The following is an 11,278-nucleotide window of genomic DNA, read 5'->3' as shown; positions in this document are numbered from 1 at the left end:
CGCCGCCAACCTCATGATCGACGGGGATCACGGGTGGGAGGGGTCAGGCGCGGGCGTACTGGGCGGGCCAGGAGGGGGTGGCGCCGAGCTTGGCGGCGGCCCGGTGCGGCCAGTACGGGTCCCGCAGGAGTTCCCGCCCGAGCAGGACCAGGTCGGCGTCGCCGGACGCGACGATCTCCTCGGCCTGCTCCGGCTCGACGATCAGACCGACCGCGCCGGTAGCCACCCCCGCCTCCCGGCGCACCCGGGCGGCCAGCGGCACCTGGTAGCCCGGGCCGACCGGGATCGTGGCGGTGGCCGACGCGCCGCCCGACGAGCAGTCGACCAGGTCCACCCCGGCGGCGGCCAGCTCCCCGGCGAGCACCAGGCTGTCCTCGACCGTCCAGCCCGCCGGCTCCCAGTCGGTCGCCGAGATCCGGGCCAGCACGGGCACGTCCTCGCCGACCGCCGCGCGGACCGCCCGGGCCACCTCCAGGGTCAGCCGCATCCGGCCGGCCCGGTCCCCGCCCCAGCCGTCGTGCCGGTGGTTCGTCAGCGGGGAGAGGAACTCGTGCAGCAGGTAGCCGTGCGCGGCGTGGATCTCCACGGCCGCGAACCCGGCGTCGACCGCCCGGCCGGCCGCCGCCGCGAACGCCTCGATGACGCCGCCGATTCCGGCCTCGTCCAGCGCGGTCGGCACCCGGTAGTCGGGCACGAACGGCGCGGACCCCGGGCCGACCGGCGTCCAGCCGCCCTCCGCGTCGGGCACCCCACCCCGCAGGGGCGCCCATGGCCGGTACGTCGACGCCTTGAACCCGGCGTGCGCGAGCTGCACGACCGGCGCAGCGCCGTGCGCGGCGACGAACGCGGTCACCGGCCGCCAGGCGTCGACGTGCGCCCCGGACCAGAGCCCGGTGTCCTGCGGGCTGATCCGCCCCTCGGGCAGCACGGCAGTGGCCTCGGTCATCACCAGGCCGGCACCGCCCACCGCCCGGGCGCCCAGGTGCACCAGGTGCCAGTCGGTGGGCAGGCCGTCCGGGCCGGCGGTGTACTGGCACATCGGCGCCAGGGCGATCCGGTTGGGCAGGGTCACCGTGCGCAGGGTCAGCGGGGTGAACAGGGCACTCATCTGGTCATCCTCTCCGGCGGCGGGAAGGACCCGCAGGGACCTCCCCGACTCGTCGGGTCGTGGCGGCGGGCGGCTGAGCCCGGTACCGGGCTCAGCCGCTTGTCGGGCTCAGCCCGGTACCGGCTGGGCCGACCTCAGGCCGGTGCGGGGGTCAGGTCCTCGGAGCGGCGCGGGCTGGCGTCGGCGTCCGTCGGGGCGAGCGGCGACCGACGGCCGGCCGAGTCGTACGCGGCCCGGTCCAGGGTGCCCTCGCGGGCGGCGACGATGGTCGGCACCAGCGCCTGACCGGCGACGTTGGTGGCGGTGCGGATCATGTCGAGGATCGGGTCGATCGCCAGCAGCAGGCCGGCGCCGGCCAGCGGCAGGCCCAACGTGCTCAGCGTCAGGGTGAGCATCACGATCGCGCCGGTCAGGCCGGCGGTGGCGGCCGAACCGACCACCGAGACGAAGGCGATCAGCAGGTAGTCGGTGACGGCGAGGTCGACCCCGAAGACCTGGGCGACGAAGATCGCCGCCAGCGCCGGGTAGACCGCCGCGCAGCCGTCCATCTTCGTGGTGGCGCCGAACGGCACCGCGAACGAGGCGTACTCGCGGGGGACGCCGAGGCGCTCCACCGAGCGCTGGGTCACCGGCATGGTGCCCACCGAGGAGCGGGAGACGAAGGCCAGCTCGATCGCCGGCCAGGCGCCCGCGAAGAAGCGCAGCGGGTTGAGCCGGCCGGCGGTCACCAGCAGCAGCGGGTAGACCACGAACAGCACGATCGCGCAGCCGACGTAGACGGCGGTGGTGAACTTCGCGAGCGGGGCCAGCAGGTCCCAGCCGTACGAGGCGACGGCGTTGCCGATCAGGCCGAGGGTGCCGATCGGGGCGAGCCGGATGACCCACCACAGCGCCTTCTGGACGATCTCCAGCAGCGCCCGGTTGATCGCCACGAACGGCTCGGCGGCCTCGCCGACCAGCAGCGCAGCCGCACCGACGACGAGGGCCAGGAAGACGATCTGGAGCACGTTGCCGTCGACGAACGCGCCAACCGGGTTGGTCGGCACGATGCCGGTGAGGAAGTCGGTCCACGAGCCGGTCCTGGTGGGCGCGGTGGCGCCGGCCGTGTCGAGGGTGACGCCCCGGCCCGGGTCGGTCAGCAGGCCGAGCCCGATGCCGACGCCCACCGCGATCAGCGCGGTGACGCCGAACCAGAGCAGCGTCTTCAGCGCCAGCCGGGCGGCGTTGGCCACCCCGCGCAGGCTGACGACACTGACGACGATGGCGGTGAAGACCAGCGGCGGCACGGCCAGCTTGAGCAACTGGACGAAGAGGCCGCCGACGGTGTCGAGGGTGCTGGTGAGCCAGCTCAGGTCGTTGGCGCGGGCGAGGAAGCCGAGCGCCACGCCGAGCACGAGGCCGAGCAGGATCTGCACGGAGAAGGGGATCTTGCGCAGGGCGGAAGCCATGAGGGTGTGTCCCAGGGTCTGGAGGTCCGAACGGGCAGCGTCAGGAGAGCGGCTGCGCCGGACAGACGCCGCTGGCCTGCAGTCGGAGGTCGACATACAGGCGCACGGTGAGGTGCCAGACGTTGGTCATCGCCAGCAGAGGCTAGCGCCACCAGTCGATGCGACGGAAGGAACCGCTCCCGTGACGCTCCTTACAGGTGTATGGAGGGACCCTTCATGTACCGCAGGCGTCAACAGGGGCCTTCCCTACCGGCGGAGGGCGACGGTGGTTGCGGTGGCCGCGCCCCAGAGGACGGCCACCAGCAGCAGCAGCCGCTCCAGGACCGCGATCAGGCTGCCGCGCCCGACGGTGACCAGGGCCACGGCCGTCGCGCCCGCCAGCGGCAGGGCCACTGCCAGGGCCACCCCGGCCAGCCGGCGCAGCACCGACGGGGCGGCCCGGGTGAGCGTGGTCGCCAGCATCGCGAGGACCACCGCGGCCACCGCGAGGATGCTCGCCCCGCCGTGTACCAGGTCCGCCGTGGTGGCCCGCTCGAACGGCGGCAGCGGGCAGCCCGCACTGCACGTCACCGCCCCGGAGACCAGCGCGAAGACGCTCCCGGCCGCGAGCAGCCCCGCCGCCGCCCGCAACGCCGGGGGCAGCGCCGCGGCGAGCAGCAGCACCCCGGCCGCCAGGGCGAAGACCCCGATCCGGTACGCCGGGGCGTACCCGCTGTCGGTGACGCCCGCCTCGCTGACGTACCCGGTCAGACCCGGGCCGGGACCGGCGACCACGGCGACGGTCACCGCGACCGCGCCCGCGACGACACAGGCGGCGGAGGCCGACGCGGCGGCGGCCCGGGGCGGGGTGGCGGTCGGGCCGGCCCGGTGCGGCTCAGCCACGCCCGTGCGGCGTGGTCCAGCCGGACGTGTCGGGGCCGAGCGGGACGATGCCCGTCGGGTTGATCTCCCGGTGGGTGCCGTAGTAGTGCCGCTTGATGTGCTCGAAGTCGACCGTCTCGCCGAAGCCCGGCGTCTGGAACAGGTCCCGCGCGTACGCCCAGAGCACCGGCAGTTCGGTGAGCTTCTGCCGGTTGCACTTGAAGTGCCCGTGGTATGCCACGTCGAAGCGGACCAGGGTGGTGAAGAGCCGTACGTCGGCCTCGGTGATCGTGTCGCCCATCAGGTAGCGCCGGTCCGCCAGCCGCACCGACAGCGCGTCGAGCCGGGCGAAGAGCGCCGTGAACGCCTCGTCGTACGCGGCCTGGGAGGTGGCGAAGCCGCACCGGTAGACGCCGTTGTTCACGTCCCGGTGGATCTCCGCCATCAGGGCGTCCAGCTCCGGGCGCAGCTCGACCGGGTAGAGGTCCGGTGCCTCCGGCCTGTGCAGCCGGCGCCACTCGGTGGAGAGGTCGAGGGTGAGCCGCGGGTAGTCGTTGGTGACCACCCGGCCGGTGTACGTGTCGACCAGCGCCGGCACGGTGACCCGGCCGGTGTAGTCGGGGTCGGTGGCCAGGTACGCCTCGGAGAGGAAGCCGATGCCGAGCACCGGGTCGAACCCGTCGGGGTCGAGGCTGAACCGCCAGCCCCGTTCGTCGCGGATCGGGTCGACCGTGCCGAGGGAGATCGCGTCCTCCAGGCCGAGCAGCCCACGCACGATCCGGGCCCGGTGCGCCCACGGGCAGGCCCGGCACCAGATCAGCCGGTAGCGGCCCGGCTCCAGCGGCCAGCGGCCCTGCTCGTCCGGGCCGCCGCCGGGCGGGGAGGCCGAGTGCGGGGTGACCCGACCGGTGAACCGGTTGGGTTGGCGGACGAACGCGCCGCCGCCGCTGGTCTCTGCGCTGAACTGGGCCCGGGCCATGCCGCCAACCTATCCGCCGCGGGCGCGGATATCCTGGCGGCCGGGCGTCCCCGTGACCCGGGACCACCCACTCCCGCCCCTTCCCACCCCCCGAAGGATCGCGCCGATGACCGTGGCATACCTGGTGGCCGGTGTCCGCACCCCGATCGGCCGGTACGCCGGCGCCCTCGCCGGCGTCCGCCCCGACGACCTGGCCGCGCACGTGATCCGCGAGTTGGTCGACCGGCACCCGTCCGTGGACTGGGCGCGGGTCGACGACGTGATCCTGGGCTGCGCCAACCAGGCCGGCGAGGACAACCGCAACGTGGCCCGGATGGCGGCGCTGCTCGGCGGGCTGCCCGAGGAGGTGCCCGGCAGCACGGTCAACCGGCTCTGCGGCTCCGGCCTGGACGCCCTTGCCACCGCCGCCCGGTCCGTCGTGGCGGGTGAGGCCGACCTCGTGGTGGCCGGCGGGGTGGAGAGCATGAGCCGCGCCCCGTTCGTGCTGCCGAAGGCGACCACCCCGTTCTCCCGTAACGCCGAGGTCTACGACACCACCATCGGCTGGCGGCTGGTGAACCCGCTGATGAAGAAGCACTGGGGCATCGACTCCATGCCGGAGACGGCGGAGAACGTCGCCGCCGAGTACGGCGTCGGCCGCGCCGAGCAGGACGAGTTCGCGTACCGGTCGCAGCAGCGGGCGGCCAGGGCGCAGGCCGACGGCCGGTTCGCCGAGGAGATCGTGGGAGTGACCGTGCCGGCGGGGCGGCGCGAGACGAAACTGGTCGAGGTCGACGAGCACCCCCGGGAGACCTCGCTGGAGAAGCTCGCCGCGCTGCCCACCCCGTTCCGGGAGGGCGGCACGGTGACCGCCGGCAACTCCTCGGGCGTCAACGACGGCGCGGTGGCGCTGCTGGTCGCCTCCGAGGCGGCCGTGGCCCGGTACGGCCTGACCCCGTTGGCCCGGGTCGCCGGGGCTGCCGCAGCCGGCGTACCACCGCGGGTGATGGGCGTCGGCCCGGTGCCGGCCACCCGCAAGCTGCTCGACCGCCTCGGCCTCGACCTGGCCGCGGTCGACGTGATCGAGCTGAACGAGGCGTTCGCCGCGCAGTCCGTCGCGGTGCTGCGCGAGTTGGGCCTGCCGACCGACGCCGAGCACGTCAACCCGAACGGTGGGGCGATCGCGCTCGGGCATCCGCTCGGCGCCAGCGGTGCCCGGCTGGCGTTGACGGCCGCGCTGGAGTTGCGCCGCCGGGGCGGCCGGCGGGCGTTGGCCACCATGTGCGTCGGCGTCGGGCAGGGCATCTCGCTGCTGCTCGAAGCCGCCTGATCCGGAGTCGCGGCCCCGGGGCCGCGAGGCATGTCGGGATCCCGTCGCGGGCCGGGCGGGAGCAGCGGGTCAGGCGGGCGGTGCCACGCCGCGGAGCAGCGGTAGGTAGACCTCGTCGATGATCTCGATGAGGACGCTGTCGGGCACGGCGGGGTGCCCGCGGGTGATGAACTCGTCGCGCAGCAGCACGACGGCCACGGTGGCGACTCGGGGGTGCAGGGCCTCGGGTCGTACCTCACCGCGGGATGCGGCCCGGGCCAGGATGGTCAGCCAGGAGGCGCTTCCGGCGTCGGCGGTGCGTTCCTGGAGTTGGGCCAGCAGTTGTGGGTCGTCGCGGGCGCCGGCCAGCAGGGCGCGCAGGATGCCGCCGATGGGTGACGAGAAGGTGCTGTTGGCTCGGCGGAGCAGGTCCAGCGCGTCGCCGCGCAGGCTGCCGGTGTCCGGGATCTGCGTGTTGGTGACGACGAACTGCCGGTAGGCGGCGATGCCCAGCGCGGCCCGGGTGGGCCAGCGACGGTAGATGGCGTTCTTGTTGGTGCCGGCGCGGCTAGCGACCCGCTCCATGGTCATCCCGACGTAACCGTTCTCGGTGAGCTCCTCCATGGCCGCGTGCAGGATCGCCTGTTCCAGTGCGATCCCGCGCCGTCTGCTCGGCGCGCGCGGCGGCTGGGGTGTCGAGTCGGGTGTCGGTTGGTCGGCCATCCCGTTCCTTTCGGGCCCGAAGCGTACCTCGCGGCGAGGAAGGGGCTGGGCAACAGCCACGCTATAAGGTACGGTACGTACCGTACCTATTATGCTCATGCCCGGAACCCGCCGGGAATGCGGCCAGACGTTCCCCGGTATATCGGACAGCTGCGCCCTGAGAAGGATGTGCCGTAGTGACAATTGACGAGAACCTGACCATGCCCGCCGCAGCCGGCGACTTCCTGCTGGGCGGTGACCGGCGGGTCAGCCGGCTCGGCTTCGGCGCGATGCGGCTGGCCCTCGGCGGCCGGGTACGGCATCCCGAGGCGGGTGTCGCGGTGCTGCGCCGCGCCGTGGAACTCGGCGTGAACCACATCGACACCGCCGGCTTCTACGGGTTCGGTGACCTCCAGGCGCACGAGATGATCCGGCAGGCGCTCTCCCCGTACCCCGCCGACCTGGTGATCGCCACCAAGGTCGGCCCGCTCCTGGAGGGTGGCGTCGTGCCCACCGGTCAGGCGAGCGCCGGGCAGCTGCGCGGTCTCGTCGAGGAAGACCTGCGCCGCCTCGGCCGGGACTGCCTCGACCTGGTCTACCTGCGGGTGGGCGGCATGGGCCAGCCGGGCGGCGAATCGATCGGCGAGCGGTTCGCCGCCCTGGCGGAGCTTCGCGGCGAAGGGCTGATCCGGCACCTCGGCGTCAGCAACGTCGACGCGATCCAGCTCGCCGAGGCGCGGTCCGTCGCGCCCGTCGCCGCGGTGCAGAACCACTTCCACGTGAACCACCGGGGCGACTCCGACGTGCTCACCCGGTGCGAGCAGGAGGGCATCGCGTACGTCCCGTTCTTTCCGCTAGGCGGGGGAAGGGACCCGATCGACCAGGCCCCCATCGTGAGGGTCGCCACCCGCTACCGGGCGAGCACCGCTCAGGTCGCCCTGGCCTGGCTGCTCGCCAGGTCGCCGGTCACGCTCGCGATCCCCGGCACCAGCTCACTCGACCATCTGGCGGAGAACACCGCAGCGGCCGGCCTCCGCCTCACCGCCGATGACCTGACCGCGCTGGCCGGATAGCGACCCTCGGCTCCGCACGCCGGACTCGGACCGCGGACGCCGCCGGCCGTGCCGCCCGCGAATCGGTGTCCGATCCGTTACAGCAGGCGGAAGGGTCGACGAAGTGGGTCATGGGATCTCCCGGAGCGGGGAGTTCCCGGCCTAGAGTGGTGAGCACCACACGACCCGCGGGTCGGCCGGTGCCTCGCGTGCGCCACGCACCCCGACATCCGGTTCCCTCCCGCACCGCGGCGACGACCATGGGGTGTAGCAGTGCAGATGCCGGACGGCCTTCCCGCCGAGATCGACCTCTCCCGCCCGAGCGCGGCCCGGGTGTACGACTATTTCCTCGGCGGGGCGCACAACTTCGAGATCGACCGGCAGCTCGCCGAGCAGATCGCCGGCATGACCCCCAACCTGGCGGCGACGATGCGCGCCGGCCGGGAGTTCCTGCGCCGGGCCGTACGGACGCTGCTCGACGCCGGCGTCGACCAGTTCCTCGACATCGGCTCCGGCATCCCCACCGTCGGCAACGTGCACGAGGTCGCCCAGACGGCCAACCCGAAGGCCCGGGTGGTCTACGTCGACATCGACCCGGTCGCGGTGGCGCACAGCCGGGAGCTGCTCGCCGGCGACGAGCTGACCGGGGTGATCCACGCCGACCTGCGTGAGCCGGAGCGGATCCTCACCGAGGCCCGCGGCCTCGGGCTGCTCGACTTCAGCCAGCCGCTGGGCATCCTGCTCGCCGGGGTGGTGCACTTCGTCCCCGACACCGACCGCCCCGGCGACGTCCTGGCCACCCTCCGGGCCGCCGCGGCCCCGGGCAGCCACCTGGTCATCTCGCACTCCACGTTCGAGGACCAGCCGCAGGAGATGCTCGACGCGCAGCGTCTCTCGAAGCGCACCGACACCGAGATCACACTCCGCTCCCGGGCCGAGGTGACGAGCTTCTTCGGCGACTGGACGATCCTGGAGCCGGGCGTGGTGCACATGCCGCTGTGGCGCCCCGACTCGCCCTCCGACGTGGACGAGCACCCGGAGCGGTTCGGCGCCTTCGGCGGCGTCGCCCGGTACGACCGGCCCACCGCCTGATTCGATGGCCGCCGTCCCGGATCCCGGCGGTGACGACCTCAGCCGGTCGGGCGCCCAGTGGTACGCGGCCGAGTGGGCCCGGGCGGTGCGCCGGCTCGGTTTCGTGCCGCTCAGCGCGGCCGAGACCGAGCGCCTGCTGCACCTGCACGCCGTCCGGCTGGCCCAGGCCCTGCTCGCCGAGCCGTTCTCGCCCCTGCCGGCCGAGGAGGTGGGGCGCGCGCTGGTCGAGGAGCACCTGACCGAGCCCCGGGTGCTCGACTGGTCGGTGCAGGCCCTCGGCGACCGGTTCCCCGCCCGGGTACTGCCGGGTCTGGCCCACTGCGACGAGACGGCCGAACGGGTCGCGGCGTTGCAGGGCGCGCTCGCCGCCGGTTTCGCCCGGGCCCTGCGCGACCGCACCTTCGCGCAGCAGGAGCGGATCGCCCGCTCGGCCTGGCAGGCTCGCGACGAGGTGGAGCAGGCCCTGCGGGACAGCGAGGCCCGGTTCCGGGCGGTCTTCGTGGGAGCGGCCATGGGGATCGGCATCGCCGGCATCGACGGTCAGATCATCGACGTCAACCAGGCGTTCGCCGACATGCTCGGCTACTCCATCGAGGAACTGCGACAGACCAACGTGGCCGCACTGTTCCACCCCGACGACGCGGCCGGGATGTGGGAGCTCTACCAGGAGCTGATCGAGGGCAAGCAGGACAGCGCGCGGGTGGAGAAACGCTACTACCGCAAGGACGGCAGTGTGGTCTGGACGGACCTGGCCGTCTCGCTGATCCGCCACGACGACGGCCGGCCCCGGTTCACCGTCGCGATGATCGAGGACATCACCGAGCGGTACGAACTCCAGCAGCGGCTGCGCTTCCAGGCGCTGCACGACCCGCTCACCGGTCTGCCCAACCGGACCCTGTTCTTCGAGACGCTGAGCCGGGTCTTCGACGTCGGCGACGCGGCCCACCGGGTCGGGGTCTGCTTCCTCGACCTGGACGGCTTCAAGGCGGTCAACGACAGCCTCGGCCACGACCTCGGCGACCGGTTGCTCGTGGTGATCGCCGGGCGGTTGGCCGAGTGTGTCGCCGGCCGCGGTCACCTCGTCGCCCGGATGGGTGGTGACGAGTTCGTCATCCTGGTCGACGACGGCGCCGGCATCGACGACGCGGTGGAGGTCGCCGAGGTGGCCCTGGCCGCGGTCTCCGCCCCGGTCCGCATCGGCGAGCACCAGCTCGCGGTGTCGGCGAGCGTCGGCATCGTCGAGTGCCCGGTCGGCGGGACGACCGCCTCGGAGCTGATGAAGGCCGCCGACACCACGCTCTACTGGGCGAAGGCGGAGGGCCGGGGTCGGTGGGCGGTCTACGACCCGGAGCGCGGCGCCCGGGACATCGCCCGCTCCGCCCTGGCCGCCGGGCTGCCGGCGGCGCTGGACCGGGGCGAGTTCGTGGTGCACTACCAGCCGATCGTGTCCCTGCTGGCGGGCTCGATGCTGGCCGTGGAGGCGCTGGTCCGGTGGCAGCACCCGGAGCTGGGGCTGATCGGGCCGGACCGGTTCATCGGGCTGGCCGAGGAGACCGGCCTGATCGTCCGGCTCGGCGAGTGGGTGCTGCGGCAGGCCTGCCGCGACGCGGAGGCGTGGCGGCGCGAGTTCCCCCGGGCCCGGCTGGTGGTGAGCGTCAACCTGGCCGCCCGGCAGGCCGACGACCCGGGGATCGTGGACACCGTCGCGGACGCACTGGCCTGCACCGGGCTGCCGGCGGAGCTGCTGCAACTGGAGTTGACCGAGAGCGCGGTGATGGGCACCGCCGGGGAGCCGCTGCGGTCGCTGCACCGGCTGGCCGCCCTCGGCGTACGGCTGGCGATCGACGACTTCGGCACCGGCTACTCCAACCTGGCGTACCTGCGGCGGCTGCCGATCCACTGCCTGAAGCTGGCCGGCCCGTTCGTCGAGGGCATCCGGGGCGAGGATGCCGAGGCGGTGACCGACCACCGGGACGAGCGGATCGTGGACGCGCTGGTCCGGCTGGCGCACGCGCTGGAGCTGTGGGTGACCGCCGAGGCGGTGGAGACCGGGGTGCAGGCCGAGCGGCTGCGCGCGCTGCGCTGCGACACCGGGCAGGGACGGTTCTTCGGCCCACCCGCGCCCGCGGCGGAGATCACCGCCCGGCTGCGCGGCGACGATCGGGGGCCGACGGCATGAGCCTGACGGACACCGAGACGGCGGTCGCCGTACTCGCCGGGTTGGTGATCCTCGCCGGGCTCGCCGGCGTGGTGGTGCCCGGCCTGCCGGCGCTGCCACTGTGTTGGGGCGGGGTGCTGGTCTGGGCGCTCTTCGGCGGCGCCGGGCCCGGCCGCTGGGCGGTGCTCGCCGCCGCCACCGTGGTCGTCGTCGTCGGCACCGTCGTCAAGTACTCCTGGCCGGGTCGGAACCTGAAACGCACCGGCGTGCCCACCTCGTCGCTGCTAGCCGGTGGCCTGCTGGGGCTGGTCGGCTTCTTCGTGATCCCGGTGATCGGGCTGGTGCTCGGCTTCGTCGGCGGGGTGTGGGCGGCGGAGCGGCTGCGGCTGGGCGACTCCCGGCTGGCCTGGCCGGCGACGAGGCAGGCGGTGGCGGCAGCCGGGCTGTCCATGCTTGTCGAGTTCCTCGCCGGCCTGTTCGTCGCGGCCCTCTGGGTCGCCGGTCTGCTGCTGGCCTGAGGTGGCGCGGTGAGGGCGGCGGCGCGGAGCGGGCGTCGGGTACGGCGCAGCGCCGTACGGGTGAGAGAGAGG

Annotated in this window: 10 protein-coding genes; 5 read left to right on the top strand and 5 right to left on the bottom strand. The window is 73.8% G+C overall.

The features are described from left to right. Positions 1-43 precede the first annotated feature (43 nt). The 4 genes from GA0070608_RS02375 to GA0070608_RS02360 form a co-directional block, all read right to left on the bottom strand. Positions 44-1,108 (bottom strand): NADH:flavin oxidoreductase/NADH oxidase, encoded by a 1,065-nt coding sequence (locus GA0070608_RS02375; protein WP_091620829.1) that lies wholly within the window; start codon positions 1,106-1,108, stop codon positions 44-46. A gap of 134 nt (positions 1,109-1,242) precedes the next feature. Next, entirely contained in the window at positions 1,243-2,544 is a 1,302-nt protein-coding gene (locus GA0070608_RS02370) for a dicarboxylate/amino acid:cation symporter (protein WP_176733921.1), read from the bottom strand. Positions 2,545-2,802: 258 nt separating this feature from the next. Continuing rightward, positions 2,803-3,438, bottom strand: coding sequence for a DUF998 domain-containing protein (locus GA0070608_RS02365; RefSeq protein ID WP_091620821.1), 636 nt, complete (start codon positions 3,436-3,438; stop codon positions 2,803-2,805). Then, on the bottom strand, positions 3,431-4,396 hold the full coding sequence (locus GA0070608_RS02360) for a glutathione S-transferase family protein (RefSeq protein ID WP_091620815.1): 966 nt from the start codon (positions 4,394-4,396) through the stop codon (positions 3,431-3,433). Before GA0070608_RS02360 ends, GA0070608_RS02365 begins: the two co-directional genes overlap by 8 nt. Before the next feature lie 106 nt (positions 4,397-4,502). Between GA0070608_RS02360 and pcaF the strand changes: the two genes are divergently transcribed. After that, positions 4,503-5,705, top strand: coding sequence for a 3-oxoadipyl-CoA thiolase (gene pcaF / locus GA0070608_RS02355; protein ID WP_091620812.1), 1,203 nt, complete (start codon positions 4,503-4,505; stop codon positions 5,703-5,705). A gap of 69 nt (positions 5,706-5,774) precedes the next feature. Here pcaF and GA0070608_RS02350 read toward each other — a convergent pair whose 3' ends face one another. Further along, positions 5,775-6,407, bottom strand: a complete 633-nt coding sequence (locus GA0070608_RS02350) for a TetR/AcrR family transcriptional regulator (RefSeq protein ID WP_091620807.1) — start codon at positions 6,405-6,407, stop codon at positions 5,775-5,777. Between the two features lie 176 nt (positions 6,408-6,583). On the opposite strand from GA0070608_RS02350, the gene GA0070608_RS02345 reads away from it, so the two are divergent. The 4 genes from GA0070608_RS02345 to GA0070608_RS02330 all read left to right on the top strand — a co-directional run bounded on the left by GA0070608_RS02345 (position 6,584) and on the right by GA0070608_RS02330 (position 11,206). Beyond that, on the top strand, positions 6,584-7,459 hold the full coding sequence (locus GA0070608_RS02345) for an aldo/keto reductase (RefSeq protein WP_326564343.1): 876 nt from the start codon (positions 6,584-6,586) through the stop codon (positions 7,457-7,459). 252 nt (positions 7,460-7,711) lie between these two features. Next, positions 7,712-8,530, top strand: a complete 819-nt coding sequence (locus GA0070608_RS02340; RefSeq protein WP_091620800.1) for an SAM-dependent methyltransferase — start codon at positions 7,712-7,714, stop codon at positions 8,528-8,530. Between the two features lie 4 nt (positions 8,531-8,534). After that, positions 8,535-10,709 (top strand): putative bifunctional diguanylate cyclase/phosphodiesterase, encoded by a 2,175-nt coding sequence (locus tag GA0070608_RS02335; protein ID WP_091620796.1) that lies wholly within the window; start codon positions 8,535-8,537, stop codon positions 10,707-10,709. After that, entirely contained in the window at positions 10,706-11,206 is a 501-nt protein-coding gene (locus GA0070608_RS02330; protein WP_091620792.1) for a DUF456 domain-containing protein, read from the top strand. Before GA0070608_RS02335 ends, GA0070608_RS02330 begins: the two co-directional genes overlap by 4 nt. The last annotated feature ends 72 nt before the right edge of the window (positions 11,207-11,278 follow it).

The organism is Micromonospora peucetia, from assembly GCF_900091625.1.
Classification (GTDB): Bacteria; Actinomycetota; Actinomycetes; order Mycobacteriales; family Micromonosporaceae; genus Micromonospora; species Micromonospora peucetia.
Note: the sequence above shows the minus strand (reverse complement) of the source record. Positions and strands in the feature narration are given on the sequence as shown.